A 17,069-nucleotide genomic window follows, 5' to 3' on the forward strand; every position below is an offset into this window, starting at 1 on the left:
GGGACTTTCCCTCACCGGGTGGACGTGCGGGACGGCAGCCGCCGAGTCCCGGAGCCGTGGGGGAGACTCCGGGACCCGGCGGCACTCGGGCGGGTCAGAGACCGGCGACCAGGCCGGTGATCGGCGCGGTGTTCAGGCCGGTGACGCCCTCGACGGTGCCGACGGCGGTGTTCAGCACGCCGGAGACCGGGGCGATGCCGTCCACCAGGCCGGTGACGGTGCCGACGGCGTTCACGTGCAGACCGCCGGAGACGGCGTCGAGGTCGGCGTCGGAGATCTCGGCGGTCTCGACCTGGGGGGTGGAGTTCATGGTGGAACTTCCCTTCGTATGAATGCTCTTCAAGGGGGAGCGGCCTCGTCCGGCGACGGACGGGACGGCCGCGGACCGCGGCGGCCGGGGCGCCCTGCGGCTGCGCGGTGCGATGGATCAAAGCACGCGCCGACCGGGCCCTTCCACTCGATCACCGCTCCCACCAGGGCTGTTGCGGTCCGGCTTGGGGCACTGGTGCAGGGCCGGGCACGGCTTGTCGGTGACTTCTTCACACCGTGCCCGGCATCGTCGCGGACTCCTCACGCGCCGGCCCTGCGGCGAACCCGGCACTCGGCCCACAACGGCGCGACCCGGACGGAACGCCGGTAAAGGTCCTCGCGCGCCGGTGACTTGGTTGGGCACGGGATGTGCAGATTCGCTGAAGCGGGGATTCCGTTCCGGATGGACACCACAGGGTCAGGGGGCGATCGCGGAGCGTGTCAGCCGAGCAGGGCGTAGACGGTGGTGGCGCGGGCCGCCAGTGCGCCCGTCGCCTCGGCCGTCAGCGCGATCTCCGCGAACGCCGTCCGCCGCCCCAGCTTGGTCAGGACCGCCTCGACGAGGACGTCGCAGTCCGTCACCGGGCGCTGGAAGGACGTCGACTGCTGGACCGTCGTCATCGGACCGTAGGCGCCGCGCGCCGCGGAGACGGCGATCACGGTCGCGGTGTCGGCGGCGGCCATCAGGGCCTGCCCGGACAGCCCGCCGCCCTCCCGGGCCAGCCGCGCCGACCAGGGCAGCCGCAGCACCGCCCGGTGATCGCCCAACTCCACGACCGACAGGCCCAGATCGAGGACCCAGGGGGCGAAGTTGTCGGTGAGAATGCGGTCCGCCTCGGCGGTGGTCATCGTCATGGGGGGATTGTTCCCGGCCGGACGCCCCCGCGCGCGGCCGATGGGCCGATCCGGTGACGCGAACCGGCCCCTGCGGCAGCGCAGTTGAACGCCCAGGCGGCCTCCCGCGTACCAGTGGCCATCCAGGCGCCCCCAACAGGAGGTCGAAGAGTCGTGAGTCACCATCGAATACCCCGGCACAGGGCCGCGATCACGGTGGGCGGCGTGGCGACGCTCGGGGCGGCGGCCCTCCTGCCGCCGAGCGCCGGCGCGTCCCAGGACGGCGCCCGGGACACGGCAGCGCCCAGGACCCGGGCGGCCCCGGCCCGGCCCGCGTGACCGAGCGGACCGTGCGGGCGGCTGAGCCGCCGGGGTCCGCCGCATGGCTCAACCGCCCGGCCCCGCCCGCAACAGCAGCAGCGCCACGTCGTCGATCCGTTCCGGCGCACCCGCCTCCCGCCCCACCAGCACGTCGGCCAGCTCGTCCAGCGGCAGGTCCCCGGCCTGCGCCAGCCGCCGCCCCAGATCGGCGAGCGCGTCCTCGATGTCGACGCCGGGCGCCTCCACCAGCCCGTCGGTGTAGAGGGCGAGCACGGAACCGGGCGGCAGATCCACCTCGGTCGTCGGATAGCTCGCGTCGCCGTCGATGCCGAGCAGCGGGCCGCCGGCCAGGTCGAGCACCCGCACCCCCCCGTCCGGCCGGCGCAGCAGCGGGGGCGGATGACCGGCGCGGGCCATCACGACCCGCCCGCACGCGGGGTCCAGCCGCAGGTACAGACAGCTGGCGAACAGGTCGGAACCGAGGTCGATCAGCAGCCGGTTGGTGCTGCGCATGACCTCCTCCGGGGCCTGGCCGACGGTCGTGTACGCCCGTACGGCGGTACGGATCTGGCCCATCAGCCCGGCCGCGGTCACATTGTGCCCCTGCACGTCCCCGATCACCGCCGCCGCGAGTCCTCCGCCGACCGGCAGGACGTCGTAGAAGTCGCCGCCGATGTCCATGCCCCGGGTGCCCGCCAGATAGCGGGCGGCAGCGCCGATGCCGGGCAGGGGCGGCAGTGACGGCGGCAGCAGGGCGGCCTGGAGGCCGTGTGCCAGCCGGTGCTTGGCGTCGTAGAGCAGCGCGCGTTCCAGGGCGAGGGCGATCAGCCCGCCGAGGCTGGTGAGCACCGCGCGCTCGTCCGCGGGGAACGGGTGCGGTTCGGCGTAGGCGAACACGCAGGTGCCCACCGGGCGGCCGGAGGCGATCAGCGGCAGATACGCCCAGGCGGCGAAGCCGTCCGGAGTGGCGTGGCGCAGCGGGTACAGCCGCTCCAGTTCCTCGCGCGACTCGAAGAACGCGGGGACGCCGCTGTTGAGGACGTGCACCCCGGGCGTCGGCGCGCTCATGGGCACACCGTCGAAGCGTTCCACGACGCGCGGGTCGGGATAGCCGCGGTGGCCGAGCACGTGCAGCCGGCCGGCCCGGGAGCCGAGGATCACCAGGGCCCGGCCGCCGATCGCCGGGGTGATCTCCTCGGCGACCAGCTGGACGACGTCGTCCACGCCCGCCGCCTCGGTCAGGGAACTGGCCAGGCTGAGCACCTGCGAGATCGTGACCAGGCGGGAGGGCGCGTCGTCGGCGGGGGGCCGGGCCCGGTTCATGTCGGACACGGCCTTCGCCCGGGTCACGCGGACGGTCAGGCCCGTCGTGCTGGGGTACAGCCGGAACGACAGCCACTCGCCCGGCGGGCGCAGCGCCACGAACGAGGTGGGCTGCTGACTGAACAGGGCGGCCCGGTAGCGGTCCTCGTAGGCCGGGTCGTTGAGCCAGGGCGCCACGGCCCACAGCTGGGTGCCGAGCATGCGGGAGACGGGCACGTCGATCAGCTCGGCCGCCGCCGTGTTCGCGTACGCCACCCGTCCGTGCAGGTCGAGCGAGCACAGCCCGTACGGCAGCCGCGCCACCATTTGCGCGGCCTCGACCGTGCCGAGGGCGCCGGCGAGGGGGCCGGACGGCGCCGCGGCCAGCAGGTCGGGCTCCGGCATCACCGGGCGGCTCTGCCCGGCGGCCCGTTCCAGGCGTACGGCGAGCCGCTCGCAGGCCGCGGTGAGGTGCTCGCGCTCCCGGTCGGTCAGCTCCTGGGGGTGGGAGCCCGGCCAGGTGACGAAGACGGCCCCGTGGACCGTCGTCGAGGTGGCGACCGGCAGGGCGGCCAGGGCGAAGGGATAGGGCAGGACGACCGCGACGCGGGGGTAGCGGCGGGCCATGTCCTCCTCGCCGCCGACCCACACCAGCCGCCGCTCGCGCGCCGCGTCGGCGACCGGGAGGCGGGCGTTCAGGCCGACGCGCTCCCAGGGCGCGGCGAACGCCCTCGGCAGCCCCGCCATCATCGCCATCTCCAGCACGGGCTCGTCCGGGGAGAGCAGGTAGACCGCGCCGGAGTGGGCGTCGACGCCGTCCATCATCGTGGCCAGCGCCAGCGACAGCAGCGGGCTCCCGGCCGGTGCGGTCCGCCCCACGGCCGTTCGCCCATCGGACATGCCGCCACCTCCTCGCCGCCGCGCAACGTCCCCAGCCCCAAATCTCCCTCCCCGCGCCCCGGCGCGCACGGCGAGCGCGGCGCGCGGCGGCCCGCTCCGCGCCGGTCACGTGTCCCGGCCACGCGCGGAGCGCGCCCTGCGCGCGGCGCGCAGGGCGCGGGACCCGGCCCCGTCCGCCGCCCGGAGTCGCCGCGTCGGTGCGCCGGACGCGCACAGGGGCTGCGCGTTCGTGGCATACGCGCTGTAATGACGGACGTGGTCAGTGACGGCGCTGCGGAACGCGGAACCAGGGTGCTGCGTGCCGAGGACGCCCTGCACACGCTCATGGCCGATCCCGACTCACCCGTCCGGCCCAGGCGCGTCCTCGAGCTCGCGCTCGTCTTCGCGGGCGCCACCTTCGCCGGGGTGTACACCCCGGGCGGCGACGGCGGCGACCTGCTCTGCCTCGCGGAGTCCGTCGGGGTGCCCCGCACCCTGTACGGGCTGCGCGACGGCTACGAGCTGCCCGGCGGATCCCCCCTCGCGGACGCCTACCGCACCGGGCGACCGGTGTGGCTGGGCCCCGGCGAGCTGGCCGACCGCGCCGAGTCCCGGCGGACCGGCTCGCGGGGCTTCTCGCTGGCGGCGCTGCCCGCACACCCCGGCGACGGCGGCGGCTGCCTGGTCGCGGTGAGCGAACGCGCCGACGGATTCGACCCGGAGGACCGCAAGTGCCTGGAGCTGATCGCCGACGCCGTGGGCCTGCCCGTCCCCGTGGCCCGCGCCGAGGGCGGCGAGCTGCCGCCGGACGCGTTCAGCCTCGCCATGGACAGCGGCCGGGTGGAGGTCGGCGACCGCATCCTGGAGCTGTTCGGGCTCACCCGGACCGAGTTCGACGGCAAGGTCGAGACGCTGCTCGGCCACACCGTTCCCGAGGACGTGCCCGCCCTGATGTCCGTGGTCGAGGCCGACCACATGACCATCGGCGAGCGCGAGCTGGAGTTCCGCGTGCTCCAGCCCGGCGGCCGGCCCGCCTGGCTGCGGCTGCGCGGGCGGCTGCTGCCCGGCGGCGAGGGCCGCCCGGCCCGCCTCGTCGGCACCGTCGACGACGCCGCCAAGCTCCGCTCCGGCGTCACCGACGTCGCCCGCGTCCAGCGCCTGGCCGCCGCCCTGGCCACCGCCGGCACCGTCCGCGACGTCAGCCAGGCCGTCGTGACCGCCCTGCGCCGCCCGCTGCACGCCGACCGCATCGCCCTGGCCGAACTGGAACACGACCGGCTCGTCGTCACCGTCCTCGACCCGCCCGAACCCGAGGCATGGCCCGACGTGTGGCGCCTGGAATGGCGCACCGAGTGGCCCGACGCCCCGGTGCGCGACATGCCCACCCTCGCCACCGCCCTGCGCGAGGGCCGCGCCCAGATCTGGCCGGCCGGCACCGTCCTGGAGCCGGCGCTCGCCGAGGTCGGCCCCGGCGGGCTCGCCGTGCTGCCGCTGCCCGCCGGCGACCGCATGGCCGGCGCCTGCCTGATCGGCTGGGACCGCCCGCACGAGTTCGGCCCCGACGAACGCGCCCTGCTCACCGCCTCCGCCGGCCTCGCCGGACAGGCCCTGATGCGCGCCCACGCCTTCGACGCCGAGCACGAACTCGTCGGCATGCTCCAGCGGCAGCTCCTGCCCCGCCGCCTGCCCAGGCTCCCCGGCGCGGTCGCCGTCGCCCGCTACCTGCCCGCCACCGCCGGCCTGGAGGTCGGCGGCGACTGGTACGACGTCATCCCGCTGCCCGACAACCACGTCGCGCTCGTCATCGGCGACGTCCAGGGCCACAGCGCGGGCGCCGCCACCCTCATGGGCCAGATGCGCACCGCCCTGCGCGCCTACGCCGTCGAGGGCCACCCGCCCGACGTGGTCGTCTCCCACGCCAACCGGCTCCTCGTCGACATGGAGACCGACCTCTTCGCCACCTGCGCCTACGTCGACGTCGACATGGAGGAGGGGTCGGCCTGGTGCGTGCGCGCCGGGCACCTGCCGCCGGTGCTGCGTCACCCGGACGGCGGTACGCACATCGCCGAGGCCGAGGGCGGCCCGCCGCTGGGCGTCGCCGACCGGGCCGACTTCCCGATGAGCCCGCTGCGGCTGCAGCCCGGCACGCTGATCGCCCTCACCACCGACGGCCTGGTCGAGTCGCCGCGCTCCGACATCGACGAGGGCATGGCCCGCTTCGCCCACGAGCTGGCCGTCTCCGACCCCACGCACCTCGGCCTGGTCGCCGACGCCCTGCTCGGCAACGCCCAGCGCGACGACGACGTCGCCCTGCTGCTGATGCGCTACGACGGGATGGCCGTACGCCCGCGCCGGGAGAGCTGGACGGTCTGGCGGGTGCCGGAGGCCGTACGGCACGCCCGCCGCTTCGCCCGGCGCTCCCTGCGGGCCTGGAGCGTGCCCGAGGACGAGACGGACGCCGCCCTGCTGGTCGTCTCCGAACTGGTCACCAACGCGCTGGTCCACACGGGCGGCCAGATCCGCCTCGACCTGACGCTGGTGGGGGAGCGGCTGCGCGTCGCCGTCGCCGACTCCTCGCCGCGCACGCCGGTGAAGCCGACCAACATCGGCTGGGAGGCCACGGGCGGGCGCGGTCTGCTCCTGGTGGAGGCCGTGTCGGCGGCCTGGGGGGCGGTGCCGGTCAGCGGCGGGAAGCAGGTGTGGAGCGAGATCTGCTGGGGCGGTGACGACCCGGGACACTGAGGGGTACCCGGGCCGCACGGACCGCCGACGACCGGGAGGTGCCCGCCATGGCCCAGTACGTCCGCGACATCATGACCTCGGCTCCGGTGACCGTCGAGCCCCGGGCGTCCGTCGCCGCCGTCGCCCGCGTCATGCGCGACCAGGACCTCGGCGCCGTGCTGGTGACGGACGGCGAGCGGCTGCGCGGCCTGGTCACCGACCGCGACCTCGTGGTGCGGGTCCTCGCCGAGGGCGCCGACCCGGAACGGACCACCGTGGCCCGCGCGTGCAGCGACGACCTGGTGACCGTCCGGCCGGACGACGCGCTGGACCGGGCCGTGGGCACGATGCGCGAGCACGCGGTGCGCCGGGTCCCCGTCGTGGAGGACGGCCGCCCCGTCGGCATCGTCTCCCTCGGCGACCTGGCGATGGAGCGCGACCCGGACTCGGCGCTCGGCGACATCAGCGCGGCCCGCCCCAACACCTGACCGCCCCGGCCCCCGGGCGATCCCGGCGCCGACGCCGGTCATCGACCCGTCGACTGCGGGTACCCGTGGGGAATGAACACGAGCGCTCACGAGCTTGCCGCATCCGACTTCGCCTTCGGCGCGGCCGCCATCCTCATCGGCGGCGTCGTCATCACCGCGGCCCTGATCTGGGCCGTCCTGCTCGGCATCAAGACGCGCCGACGCGAGCCCCGCCGTCCGCGCCCCGAGGAGCAGCCGAAGCTGCCGCCCACCGGCGCGGTCCACGAGGTGTACGAGCAGCGCGAACCGGACGAGGTCCGGCCGGCGCCCGACGGCCGCCGCCTCGGCCCGCACGACCTGACCTCCGGCGGAACCCGGCGCGACGACCAGGACCGCCCGCGCTGGAGCGCCTAGCCGCACGGACGGGCCGCCGGCAGCGGCGCGAACCACCGTGACGAACCCGGTTGCGGCCCCGGTGACCAGGGCAGGGTATGAATCCCCTCATGAACCTCCTGGTCACCGGGGCCGCCGGCTTCATCGGTTCTGCGTACGTCCGCTCCCTGCTCGACGCCGGCACGGCCCGTGTCACCGTGCTGGACAAGCTCACCTACGCCGGTTTCCGCGACAACCTGCCCGCGCGCCATCCGCTGCTGGAGTTCGTGCACGGCGACATCTGCGACGCCGCCCTCGTCGACCGGCTGACGGCCCGCGCCGACCAGATCGTGCACTTCGCGGCCGAGTCGCACGTCGACCGCTCGATCCAGGGCGCGGGCGCGTTCGTCCGCACCAACGTGCTCGGCACCCAGACGCTGCTGGACGCCGCCCTCCGCCACGGCACGGCCCCCTTCGTGCACATCTCGACCGACGAGGTCTACGGCTCCATCACGTCCGGCTCCTGGCCCGAGGACCACCCGCTGCGCCCCAGCTCCCCCTATGCCGCGTCCAAGGCCTCCGCCGACCTGCTCGCCCTGTCCTACCACCGCACCCACGGACTCGACGTCCGCGTCACCCGCTGCTCCAACAACTACGGCCCCCGCCAGTTCCCCGAGAAGATCGTCCCGCTGTTCGTCACCCGCCTCCTCGGCGGCTGCCGGGTCCCGCTGTACGGGGACGGGCTGAACGTGCGCGACTGGCTGCACGTCGAGGACCACTGCCGGGCCGTGGAGCTCGTGCGCGCCAAGGGCCGTCCCGGCGAGATCTACAACGTCGGCGGGGGCACGGAGCTGACCAACAGGGAACTGACCGCGCTGCTGCTCGACGCCTGCGGAGCCGGCTGGGACAGGGTCGAGCACGTCGAGGACCGCAAGGGCCACGACCACCGGTACTGCGTCGACTGGACCAAGGCCCGCACCGAACTGGGCTACCGCCCCCGCCGCGACCTCGCCACCGGCCTCGCCGAGACCGTCGCCTGGTACCGGGACCACCGCGCCTGGTGGGAGCCGCTCCTGGCCCGCACCGGGAGCGGGCGGCCCTGAGCCGGTGGCCGTCCTAGGGTGGGGGCGTGCGTCTGCTTCTGATGTCCGACACCCATCTGCCCAAGCGCGCCAAGGCCCTCCCGGACCGGCTGCTCGCCGAACTCCCCGACGCCGACGTGGTGTTCCACGCCGGGGACTGGGTGGACGCCGCCACCCTCGACCTGCTGGAGAGCCGCAGCCGCCGGCTCGTCGGGGTCTACGGCAACAACGACGGTCCCGAACTGCGTGCCCGGCTGCCCGAGGTGGCCTACGCCGAACTCGGCGGGCTGCGGTTCGGCGCCGTCCACGAGACCGGCGCCGCCCAGGGGCGCGAGGCCCGCTGCGCCGCCCGCTTCCCCGAGCTGGACATCCTGGTCTTCGGGCACAGCCACATCCCCTGGGACACCACCGCCCCGACGGGCCTGCGGCTGCTCAACCCGGGCTCGCCCACCGACCGCCGCCGTCAGCCGTACTGCACCTACATGACCGCGACCGTGGCGGACGGCCGGCTCACCGACGTCACCCTGCACCGCCTGCCGCCCCGCCGGCCCGGCGGGGCGGGCTGAGCGGGCGGTTCAGGGGCGCGGGCCGCTCCAGTCGGCGGGGACGCGGGCCAGGCGCACCCGCTGGGGGTGGTCGCCGACCGGGACCGAAACCGTCTTGCGGCCGGTCGCGAAGTCGATCGCGGTGACCTGGTCGGCGCCGCTCTCGGAGACCACGCACGCCCTGCCGTCGCCGCTGACGGTCGCCCAGTAGGGCTTCGAGACGGTGACCAGCGGGCCCTCCTGGAGGGTGGTGCGGTCGACCACGGTGGCGTAGTCGTCCATCGTGCCCGCGACGCACAGCTTGGTGCCGTCCGGCTTCATGGTGATGCCGTGGTGGCGCGAGTCGTTGATCCAGGTGGTGCGGTCCTCGCTGGTCGTGGGGTTCTTCGGCAGCGTCTTGGTGCGGGTGATCCGGTCGGTGGCGACGTCGTACTCGAAGAAGCCGTGGAAGAACGACACCTGGAAGTACAGCTTGCTCTCGTCGGGACTGAAGGCGGCGGGGCGGACGGCGTCCGAGTAGGCGCCGAGGCCCGCGGCGTCCAGCCGTTGCCGCATGTCGATCACCTTGACCTGCCGGAACGTCGTGGTGTCCACGACCGTGATGCGCCGGTCGCCCTTCGTCCAGTCGAGCCAGGGCGCGTCCAGAGAGGTGTTGACCTCGCCGATCGACATGTTCCACAGGTACCGGCCGTCCCGGCTGAAGACGTTCTCGTGCGGTTTGTCGCCGGTGGCGAACGAGCCGAGCTGCCGGCCGGTGACGATGTCCAGGACATGCACCGTGTTGGAGGTGGAGGCCGAGACGGCGACGCGGGTGCCGTCGGGGGAGACGGCCATGTGGTCGGAGCGGTAACCCGACACCGGGAATCGCCAGTTGACGGCCCCGGTGGCCAGGTCGATGGAGACGACGTCGGCGAAGCTCGGGCGGGAGACGACCATCGCGGTGCCGTCCGGGGTGGCGTACATGTCGTCCACGTACTGGTCGTGGCCCTCGCCGACGCCGTTGCGGATCGCGGTGTAGTAGATCCAGCGGATCGGGTCGGCCTTGATCTCCGCCAGCCGCTGTTCCTTGTCGGGGATCACATCGACCCGGCCGATCCGGGAGAAGTCGCCGGACGACTCGATGACGTCGGCGGTGCCGTCCCAGTTGTTGCCGACGAACAGCACCTCGCGCAGCGCCGCGGCGGACCGGTCGGCCGCCGGTGCGGAGGGGGCGCCGGCGGAGGCGGTCGCCGGGGCGGCGAGGGTGAGGGCGAGGGCGGCGGCGATGGAGCACACGTGCCTGGTGCGGATGGCAGGCATGACTGTCTCCTCTGGCGTGATCACGCCGAGTGGGGGAAATCTGAAAAGGGGGCCGTTCAGAGTCTTCCTACTGGAAAGTAAGGAAGAGGCGTCCTGTCCACAAGACCGCGTGCACGACAAAATCGGCCAACGGCGGCCGACGGGAGGGACGTTGACGGGCAGGCTCAGCGGACCGAAAGGCCGCTACGGCGGCAGATCGGCCGAGGAACGGCAGGCGGAGCGCCGCCGGCGCTTCCTGGACGCGGCACTCCGGCTCTTCGGCGACACGCCCGGCTACCGCTCCACCACCGTCGCCGCCCTCAGCGAGGCCGCGGGACTGTCCACCCGCCAGTTCTACGAGGAGTTCCGCAACCTCGAGGACGTCCTGGCCGCCCTCCACCTCCAGGTCAACGACTGGGCCGAGCGGGCCGTGCTGAAGGCGGCGGCCGAGGCCGAGGGACTGCCCGTCGAGGACCGGGCGGCCCGGATCTTCCGCGCCTACGCCGCCGACGTCACCGGCGATCCCCGCCGGATCCGCATCACCTTCGTCGAGATCGTCGGCGTCAGCCCCCGGCTGGAGCGCCAGCGCCTGGCCCGCCGCTCCCGCTGGGTCGACATCATCTGCGCCGAGGCGACCGCGGCGGCCGACCGCGGCGAGGCCGTCGTCCGCGACTACCGGCTCGCCGCGACGGCGTTCATCGGCAGCGTCAACGGCCTCCTCCACGACTGGAGCGCGGGCTGGGTCCCGGCCACGCTGGACGAGGTGGTGGACGAACTGGTGCGGCAGCTGCTGGGCATCCTGCGGCCCAGCGGATGGCCCGGGGACGGCTGAGACGGCGGCGGCCCCGGACCCCCCGAGGGCGACCGGCGGTGCCGTGCATGCCGCGTCGTCCGCGTCACTCGTCCCGGGCCCGGATATCGTCTGCTCGGCGATCTTCCCGTCGCGCGGCCTGATCATCGACTCGGCAGGCACCCGCGCGCCGCCCGGGTACGCGCGGGACTCGCCGGAACACCGCGCGGTCGCCCTGGACGACGCAGTCCTCCAGCGTGTGCGACGTCTCGCGGGCGTGGACGTCATCCGGCAGCTCGGCGATCCCCTCCCCTCCCCGCCCCGCAGCGTGCGCGGACGGCCGGGCCGGGTGTTCCGGTCCACGACGCGCGCCCGCGCGTCGTCGGCGTAGAGCGACGGCAACGTCGCGCGTCGTGCCCTTCGATGCCCCGCCGCAGCGCGTCGGTGCCGAAGGCGGGACCTGTCGCAGTGCCCGTCACGACCTCCTGCGAGGGGGCGCGGCCCGGCGAGGGCCTCACTACGAGCGTCCTCGCCCCACGGACCCCGGCAAGCCCGGCGTGCGCTCCGCCTGACGGGTGAGGGACGCCGGGTGGCCGTGTCCGTCCGCCGCCGCCCGGCGTTGCTCAGGACATGATCTCAACACGTCGTATCATCGCCGCCGTTGGTCTCGCCGCCGGGTTCACCGGCCTCGCCGCCCCGCTCGCGGGCGCCGCCGAGACCGGGGCCCTGACCAGCGCCCCGCTGACCGCGCTCGACTCCCTCGCCGTCAGTGAAATCCCCGATGAGCACAAGGACGACGTCCCCCGGCCGTCCGACCAGCTCAGCCCCGTGACGGGCGCCGCCGCCCCGGTCACCGGCCTGGTCCCGGGCCAGGGCCAGGGCCACTGAACCACCCGCCCGGCCGGCTACCCGGCCGTGGCCAGGAACTGCGTGGCCGCCAGCTCCGCGTACAGCGGGTCGGCGGCCACGAGTTCGCGGTGGGTCCCCACCGCACGGACGCGGCCCGCGTCCATCACCACGATCCGGTCGGCCATCGTCACCGTGGACAGCCGGTGGGCGACCACCAGCACCGTCGTCGTCCGGGCCACCTCGGCGACGGTGTCCCGCAGCGCCGCCTCGTTCACCGCGTCGAGCTGCGAGGTGGCCTCGTCGAGCAGCAGCAGCCGGGGACGGCGCAGCAGCGCCCGCGCGATGGCCACCCGCTGACGCTCACCGCCCGACAGCTTCGTGCCCCGGTGCCCGACCAGTGTGTCGAGGCCCTGCGGCAGCCGCTCCACCAGCCCGTCCAGCCGCGTCGTCTTCAGCACCTCGGCGACGGCGCCCTCGTCGGCCTCCGGATTGCCCAGCAGCAGGTTGTCGCGCAGGGTGCCCGAAAGGACCGGCGCGTCCTGTTCGACATAGCCGATCACCGACCGCAGCCGCGCCTGCTCCCACTCGGCGACGTCCCGGCCGTCCAGCGTGATCACGCCCGCCTCCGGGTCGTAGAACCGCTCGATCAGGGAGAAGACGGTCGTCTTACCCGCGCCGGACGGGCCGACGAACGCGGTCATCCCCCGCGCGGGCACCGAGAAGGTCACCCCGTGATGCACGTACGGGAGATCGTCGGCGTAGCGGAAACGGACGTCGCGGAAGGCGACCGAGGCCGGCTCGGCGCCGTGCGACGGCAGCGCGACCGCGGCGGCCGGGGGCTCCGCGGGCAGCCGCAGCGCCTCCTGGATCCGCGCCAGGGCCGCGGCGCCGGTCTGGTACTGCGTGATCGCGCCGACGACCTGCTGGATCGGCGACATCAGATAGAAGACGTACAACAGGAACGCCACCAGCGTGCCGACGTCGACCGCGCCCGTCGCCACCCGCGCCCCGCCCACCGCGAGGACCGTGATGAACGCGATCTGCATCGCCAGTCCAGCCGTGTTGCCGGCCGCCGCCGACCACTTGGCGGCACGCACGCTCTGCCGCCAGGACTCCTCGGCCGCCGTGTGCAGCGCCCGTTCCTCCCGGGCCTCCGCGCCGGACGCCTTCACCGTCCGCAGCGCGCCCAGCACCCGCTCCAGCGAGGCCCCCATCACACCGACCGCGTCCTGCGCCTGCCGGCTGGCCCGGTTGATGCGCGGCACGATCACCCCGAGGACCGTGCCCGCCGCGGCGATCACCGCCAGCGTCACCGCCAGCAGCACCGGATCGACCAGTCCCATCATCACCACCGTCGCCACCAGCGTCAGCCCGCCCGTGCCGAGGCCCACCAGCGAGTCGGTGGTGACCTCGCGCAACAGGGTGGTGTCCGAGGTGATCCGCGCCATCAGGTCGCCCGGCTCGGTGCGGTCCACGGCGGATATCCGCAGCCGCAGCAGATACGACGACAGGGCGCGCCGCGCCCCGAGCACCACCGACTCCGCGGTGCGCCGCAACACGTACGAACCCAGCGCGCCCACCGCCGCGTTGGCGACCACCAGCCCGGACATGAACAGCAACGCGCCCGTGATCGGCCGGTCGTGGGACAGGTCGTCGATCAACTCCCGTGCCACCAGCGGCAGCAGCAGCCCGGTCGCCCCGGTGACGAGCGACAGCACCGCGCCCGCGAGCAGAGCCCGGCGATGCGGCCGTACATAGCCGAGGAGGAGCCGCCAGGTGGGCGGGGCGGTCTCCGTCTGTGCACTGCTCACGCTGCTCCTTCGCCGCTCGGACTGGAGTTCAGGCTACGCCGTCGTGCGCCTGCCGATCAGGTGCGCGTACGGTCGGTGGAGACGGACACCAGGCACAGGGAAAGGGCCAGCAGCATGACGCAGGAAGTGCGCGGCGTGATCGCTCCGGGGAGGGGCGAGCCGGTGCGGGTCGAGACGGTTGTGGTGCCGGATCCGGGGCCGGGGGAGGCGGTGGTGCGGGTGCGGGCGTGCGGGGTGTGCCATACGGATCTGCACTACCGGGAGGGCGGGATCGGTGACGACTTCCCGTTCCTGCTGGGGCACGAGGCGGCGGGGGTCGTGGAGGCCGTGGGGGAGGGGGTCACGGAGGTGGCGCCCGGTGATTTCGTGATCCTGAACTGGCGTGCGGTGTGCGGGCGGTGCAGGGCGTGCCGGCGGGGGCGGCCGTGGTACTGCTTCGACACGCACAACGCGGTGCGGCGGATGACACTGGCGTCCACGGGGCAGGAGCTGTCGCCGGCACTGGGCATCGGGGCCTTCGCGGAGAAGACGCTGGTGGCGGCGGGGCAGTGCACGAAGGTGGATCCGGGGGTGGCTGCGGAGGTCGCGGGGCTTCTGGGCTGCGGGGTGATGGCGGGGATCGGGGCGGCGGTCAACACCGGCGACGTCGGTCGCGGTGACACGGTCGCGGTGATCGGGTGCGGTGGTGTGGGGGACGCCGCGATCGTGGGGTCGCGGCTGGCGGGGGCGGCACGGATCATCGCGGTGGACATCGACGACCGCAAGCTGGAGACGGCGCGCAGGGCGGGTGCCACGCACACGGTCAACTCGCGGGAGACGGACGCGGTGGACGCGATCCGCGAGCTGACGGGTGGTTTCGGCGCGGATGTGGTGATCGATGCGGTGGGGCGTCCGGAGACGTTCCGGCAGGCGTTCTATGCGCGTGATCTGGCGGGGACGGTGGTGCTGGTGGGCGTGCCGACGCCGGAGATGCGGGTGGAGCTGCCGTTGCTGGACGTGTTCGGGCGGGGCGGGGCGGTGAAGTCGAGCTGGTACGGGGACTGTCTGCCTTCGCGGGACTTCCCGGTGCTGGTGGATCTGCATCTGCAGGGCCGGCTGGATCTGGGAATGTTCGTGTCGGAGACGATCGGGCTGGACGAGGTGGAGCAGGCGTTCACGCGGATGCACGAGGGCGATGTGCTGCGTTCGGTGGTGGTGCTGTGATGCGTGCGCGGATCGAACGCCTCGTCACCTCCGGGACGTTCAGTCTGGACGGCGGGACGTGGGAGGTGGACAACAATGTGTGGATCGTGGGCGACGACCGCGAGGTGGTGGTGATCGACGCGGCGCATGACGCGGACGCGATCGCGGCGGCGGTGGGGGAGCGGCGGCTGACGGCGATCGTGTGCACCCATGCCCACGACGACCATGTCAACGCCGCTCCGGAACTGGCGGAGCGTACCGGCGCGGTGATCTGGCTGCATGAGGACGATCTGCCGCTGTGGCGGCAGACCCATCCCGGCCGCGCCCCCGACGCCCGCCTGCGCGACGGCCAGGTCATCGAGGCGGCGGGGGCGGATCTGCGGGTCATCCACACGCCCGGTCACGCGCCGGGGGCGGTGTGCCTGTACGACCCGGCCCTGGGCGCGGTGTTCACCGGGGACACGTTGTTCCGGGGTGGTCCGGGGGCGACGGGGCGGTCGTACTCCCACTTCCCGACGATCATCGACTCGATCCGGGACCGGCTGCTGACCCTGCCGCCCGGGACGAAGGTTCTCACCGGCCACGGCGACCCGACCACGATCGGCGACGAGGCCCCGCACCTGGACGAATGGATCGCCCGCGGCCACTGACCGCCGGTGATCCCCCAGAGAGGTGATCTCCCCGGAAAAGGCGACAGAGGATGTCCGGCTTACCCGTCACTCTCGACGACGTCGAAGGCGAGAGCACGAGAACAGCACAGGAGGCCGGACATGTCGGAGCCGTTGCGGGGCAAGGTGGCGCTGGTCGCGGGGGCGACCAGGGGCGCGGGGCGCGGGATCGCGGTGGAACTCGGGGCGGCCGGGGCCACCGTCTACGTCACCGGGCGCAGCACCCGCGCCCGCCGCTCCGAGTACGACCGCCCGGAGACGATCGAGGACACCGCCGACCTCGTCACCGCGGCCGGCGGCCGGGGGATCGCCGTCCCCGCCGACCACCTCGACCCGGCGGCCGTCCGCGACGTGGTCGACCGGATCGCCGGCGAGCAGGGCCGGCTGGACGTCCTGGTCAACGACATCTGGGGCGGCGAGACCCTCTTCGAATGGGACAAGCCCGTCTGGGAGCACGACCTCGACAAGGGCCTGCGGCTGCTGCGGCTCGCCGTCGAGACCCACGCGATCACCAGCCACCACGCCCTGCCGCTGCTGCTGCGCCGGCCCGGCGGGCTGGTCGTGGAGATGACGGACGGCACCGCCGAGTACAACCGCGACCACTACCGCGTGAACTTCTTCTACGACCTCGCCAAGGCGTCCGTGCTGCGCATGGCCTTCGCCCTCGGCCATGAACTCGCCCCGCACGGCGCCACCGCCCTCGCCCTCACCCCGGGCTGGCTGCGCTCCGAGATGATGCTGGAGCACTACGGGGTGCGCGAGGAGAACTGGCGCGACGCCCTCGAGAACGTCCCGCACTTCGCCATCTCCGAGACGCCCCGCTTTGTCGGCCGGGCCGTCGCCGCCCTCGCCGCCGACCCGGACGCGGCCCGCTTCAACGGGCAGTCCCTCTCCAGCGGCGGGCTCGCGCGGGTCTACGGCTTCACCGATCTCGACGGCAGCCGCCCGGATGCCTGGCGCTATCTGGTGGAGGTGCAGGACGCGGGCCGGCCGGCCGACACCACCGGCTACCGCTGACCGTTCGCGGGCGGCAGCGGCCGACGCGCCGCGTGACCCGGCGGCAGCGCGAGATCCGCGCGCACGGCCGCGTAGTAGCGCTCGCGCGCGGCCCGCTGCCGCTCCAGCAGCGCCCGCCAGGCCGCCGGATCGCGCCTCTCCTCCCGGAGGAACCGCTCCATCTCCATCACCACGACGACCCACTCCCGCGCCCGCTCCACCACCTCCGGGCTGCCGAGCAGGATCAGCGCCTCGCCCGACGGGTCCCGTCCGACCGTCGCCTCCGCGAACAGCGGCTCGGCCTGCTGCGCGGTGAGGGGATGGGGATGCGGGTCGTTGCCGAGGTGGGACGCCACCCGGTAGGTCAGCGTCACCGTCTTCTTCAGCGCTCGCGCGTACTCGGCGTACACCGACAGCCGCCGCTCCTCCCACCGGGCGGCCTGCTCCCGCCGGAAGCGGACCTGGTCGCCCCGTACGACCACCAGATAGGAGCCGAGGGCGCCGATCACGACACCGAGGAGCGCGGGCAGTTGTTGTACGAACGCGGACATGATCGCCACGGTAGCCCTCGCCGGCAGCCCCGAATGTCACCGTTCGGTAGCAGTCGAGGTTGGCCTACAACCCGGTTTCCCTACAGGCCGTCCAACTGGCATGGATGGTGCG

General features: G+C 74.0%; 18 protein-coding genes. 12 read left to right on the plus strand and 6 right to left on the minus strand.

Features of this window, described 5'->3' with window-relative positions:
• Positions 1-94: 94 nt before the first annotated feature.
• Together ACZ6KF_RS20780 and ACZ6KF_RS20785 are read right to left on the minus strand one after the other, a co-directional pair.
• Positions 95-310 carry a type A2 lantipeptide gene (locus tag ACZ6KF_RS20780; protein ID WP_356635744.1) on the minus strand — a complete coding sequence of 72 codons (216 nt, stop codon included), beginning with the start codon at positions 308-310 and terminating at the stop codon, positions 95-97.
• 440 nt (positions 311-750) lie between these two features.
• On the minus strand, positions 751-1,164 hold the full coding sequence (locus ACZ6KF_RS20785) for a PaaI family thioesterase (RefSeq protein ID WP_356635742.1): 414 nt from the start codon (positions 1,162-1,164) through the stop codon (positions 751-753).
• 153 nt (positions 1,165-1,317) lie between these two features.
• On the opposite strand from ACZ6KF_RS20785, the gene ACZ6KF_RS20790 reads away from it, so the two are divergent.
• On the plus strand, positions 1,318-1,482 hold the full coding sequence (locus ACZ6KF_RS20790) for a hypothetical protein (protein ID WP_469174982.1): 165 nt from the start codon (positions 1,318-1,320) through the stop codon (positions 1,480-1,482).
• Between the two features lie 48 nt (positions 1,483-1,530).
• Here the strand turns inward: ACZ6KF_RS20790 and ACZ6KF_RS20795 are convergent, their stop codons facing one another.
• Positions 1,531-3,666, minus strand: coding sequence for a SpoIIE family protein phosphatase (locus ACZ6KF_RS20795; protein WP_469239558.1), 2,136 nt, complete (start codon positions 3,664-3,666; stop codon positions 1,531-1,533).
• Between the two features lie 246 nt (positions 3,667-3,912).
• Here ACZ6KF_RS20795 and ACZ6KF_RS20800 point away from each other — a divergent pair, with 246 nt between their 5' ends.
• The 5 genes from ACZ6KF_RS20800 (at position 3,913) to ACZ6KF_RS20820 (ending at position 8,853) form a co-directional block, all read left to right on the plus strand.
• On the plus strand, positions 3,913-6,387 hold the full coding sequence (locus ACZ6KF_RS20800; protein WP_356635736.1) for a SpoIIE family protein phosphatase: 2,475 nt from the start codon (positions 3,913-3,915) through the stop codon (positions 6,385-6,387).
• A gap of 47 nt (positions 6,388-6,434) precedes the next feature.
• Positions 6,435-6,854, plus strand: a complete 420-nt coding sequence (locus ACZ6KF_RS20805; RefSeq protein ID WP_469157813.1) for a CBS domain-containing protein — start codon at positions 6,435-6,437, stop codon at positions 6,852-6,854.
• 72 nt (positions 6,855-6,926) lie between these two features.
• On the plus strand, positions 6,927-7,247 hold the full coding sequence (locus ACZ6KF_RS20810) for a DUF6479 family protein (RefSeq protein ID WP_356635732.1): 321 nt from the start codon (positions 6,927-6,929) through the stop codon (positions 7,245-7,247).
• A gap of 89 nt (positions 7,248-7,336) precedes the next feature.
• Positions 7,337-8,308: a dTDP-glucose 4,6-dehydratase gene (gene rfbB / locus ACZ6KF_RS20815; RefSeq protein WP_469239560.1), complete on the plus strand. Its 972-nt coding sequence runs from the start codon at positions 7,337-7,339 to the stop codon at positions 8,306-8,308.
• A 26-nt stretch (positions 8,309-8,334) separates the two neighbouring features.
• A complete protein-coding gene (locus ACZ6KF_RS20820) occupies positions 8,335-8,853 on the plus strand; it encodes a metallophosphoesterase family protein (protein WP_469239561.1) in 519 nt (172 codons plus the stop codon).
• A 9-nt stretch (positions 8,854-8,862) separates the two neighbouring features.
• Here ACZ6KF_RS20820 and ACZ6KF_RS20825 read toward each other — a convergent pair whose 3' ends face one another.
• On the minus strand, positions 8,863-10,131 hold the full coding sequence (locus ACZ6KF_RS20825; protein ID WP_469239563.1) for a YncE family protein: 1,269 nt from the start codon (positions 10,129-10,131) through the stop codon (positions 8,863-8,865).
• 151 nt (positions 10,132-10,282) lie between these two features.
• Between ACZ6KF_RS20825 and ACZ6KF_RS20830 the strand changes: the two genes are divergently transcribed.
• From ACZ6KF_RS20830 to ACZ6KF_RS20840, 3 genes are all read left to right on the plus strand, one after another.
• Complete coding sequence (locus ACZ6KF_RS20830; protein ID WP_356635724.1) at positions 10,283-10,942, plus strand: TetR/AcrR family transcriptional regulator; 660 nt, start codon at positions 10,283-10,285, stop codon at positions 10,940-10,942.
• 43 nt (positions 10,943-10,985) lie between these two features.
• The gene (locus tag ACZ6KF_RS20835) at positions 10,986-11,291 is read left to right on the plus strand and encodes a hypothetical protein (RefSeq protein WP_469239565.1); all 306 of its coding nucleotides are present in this window, start codon (positions 10,986-10,988) and stop codon (positions 11,289-11,291) included.
• A 239-nt stretch (positions 11,292-11,530) separates the two neighbouring features.
• Positions 11,531-11,788, plus strand: a complete 258-nt coding sequence (locus tag ACZ6KF_RS20840) for a hypothetical protein (protein WP_469239567.1) — start codon at positions 11,531-11,533, stop codon at positions 11,786-11,788.
• Positions 11,789-11,805: 17 nt separating this feature from the next.
• Here ACZ6KF_RS20840 and ACZ6KF_RS20845 read toward each other — a convergent pair whose 3' ends face one another.
• The gene (locus ACZ6KF_RS20845; protein ID WP_356635720.1) at positions 11,806-13,560 is read right to left on the minus strand and encodes an ABC transporter ATP-binding protein; all 1,755 of its coding nucleotides are present in this window, start codon (positions 13,558-13,560) and stop codon (positions 11,806-11,808) included.
• Positions 13,561-13,674: 114 nt separating this feature from the next.
• Here ACZ6KF_RS20845 and ACZ6KF_RS20850 point away from each other — a divergent pair, with 114 nt between their 5' ends.
• The 3 genes from ACZ6KF_RS20850 to ACZ6KF_RS20860 all read left to right on the plus strand — a co-directional run bounded on the left by ACZ6KF_RS20850 (position 13,675) and on the right by ACZ6KF_RS20860 (position 16,427).
• The gene (locus ACZ6KF_RS20850) at positions 13,675-14,763 is read left to right on the plus strand and encodes an S-(hydroxymethyl)mycothiol dehydrogenase (RefSeq protein WP_469239569.1); all 1,089 of its coding nucleotides are present in this window, start codon (positions 13,675-13,677) and stop codon (positions 14,761-14,763) included.
• Positions 14,763-15,392 carry an MBL fold metallo-hydrolase gene (locus ACZ6KF_RS20855; RefSeq protein WP_469239570.1) on the plus strand — a complete coding sequence of 210 codons (630 nt, stop codon included), beginning with the start codon at positions 14,763-14,765 and terminating at the stop codon, positions 15,390-15,392. Before ACZ6KF_RS20850 ends, ACZ6KF_RS20855 begins: the two co-directional genes overlap by 1 nt.
• 120 nt (positions 15,393-15,512) lie before the next feature.
• Entirely contained in the window at positions 15,513-16,427 is a 915-nt protein-coding gene (locus tag ACZ6KF_RS20860; protein WP_469157808.1) for an SDR family oxidoreductase, read from the plus strand.
• Here the strand turns inward: ACZ6KF_RS20860 and ACZ6KF_RS20865 are convergent.
• Positions 16,418-16,957: a hypothetical protein gene (locus ACZ6KF_RS20865; RefSeq protein ID WP_356635712.1), complete on the minus strand. Its 540-nt coding sequence runs from the start codon at positions 16,955-16,957 to the stop codon at positions 16,418-16,420. The two genes, ACZ6KF_RS20860 and ACZ6KF_RS20865, sit on opposite strands and share 10 nt — an antisense overlap.
• Positions 16,958-17,069 lie beyond the last annotated feature (112 nt).

The organism is Streptomyces sp. NPDC046379 (assembly GCF_055587785.1).

Excerpts from the sequence above, each read along its gene's own strand:
- ACZ6KF_RS20780 (WP_356635744.1), bottom strand. The coding sequence starts at position 310 with ATGAACTCCACCCCCCAGGTCGAGACCGCCGAGATCTCCGACGCCGAC.
- ACZ6KF_RS20785 (WP_356635742.1), bottom strand. The coding sequence starts at position 1,164 with ATGACGATGACCACCGCCGAGGCGGACCGCATTCTCACCGACAACTTC.
- ACZ6KF_RS20795 (WP_469239558.1), bottom strand. The coding sequence starts at position 3,666 with ATGTCCGATGGGCGAACGGCCGTGGGGCGGACCGCACCGGCCGGGAGC.
- ACZ6KF_RS20800 (WP_356635736.1), top strand. The coding sequence starts at position 3,913 with ATGACGGACGTGGTCAGTGACGGCGCTGCGGAACGCGGAACCAGGGTG.
- ACZ6KF_RS20805 (WP_469157813.1), top strand. The coding sequence starts at position 6,435 with ATGGCCCAGTACGTCCGCGACATCATGACCTCGGCTCCGGTGACCGTC.
- ACZ6KF_RS20810 (WP_356635732.1), top strand. The coding sequence starts at position 6,927 with ATGAACACGAGCGCTCACGAGCTTGCCGCATCCGACTTCGCCTTCGGC.
- rfbB (WP_469239560.1), top strand. The coding sequence starts at position 7,337 with ATGAACCTCCTGGTCACCGGGGCCGCCGGCTTCATCGGTTCTGCGTAC.
- ACZ6KF_RS20825 (WP_469239563.1), bottom strand. The coding sequence starts at position 10,131 with ATGCCTGCCATCCGCACCAGGCACGTGTGCTCCATCGCCGCCGCCCTC.
- ACZ6KF_RS20840 (WP_469239567.1), top strand. The coding sequence starts at position 11,531 with ATGATCTCAACACGTCGTATCATCGCCGCCGTTGGTCTCGCCGCCGGG.
- ACZ6KF_RS20850 (WP_469239569.1), top strand. The coding sequence starts at position 13,675 with ATGACGCAGGAAGTGCGCGGCGTGATCGCTCCGGGGAGGGGCGAGCCG.
- ACZ6KF_RS20855 (WP_469239570.1), top strand. The coding sequence starts at position 14,763 with ATGCGTGCGCGGATCGAACGCCTCGTCACCTCCGGGACGTTCAGTCTG.
- ACZ6KF_RS20860 (WP_469157808.1), top strand. The coding sequence starts at position 15,513 with ATGTCGGAGCCGTTGCGGGGCAAGGTGGCGCTGGTCGCGGGGGCGACC.
- ACZ6KF_RS20865 (WP_356635712.1), bottom strand. The coding sequence starts at position 16,957 with ATGTCCGCGTTCGTACAACAACTGCCCGCGCTCCTCGGTGTCGTGATC.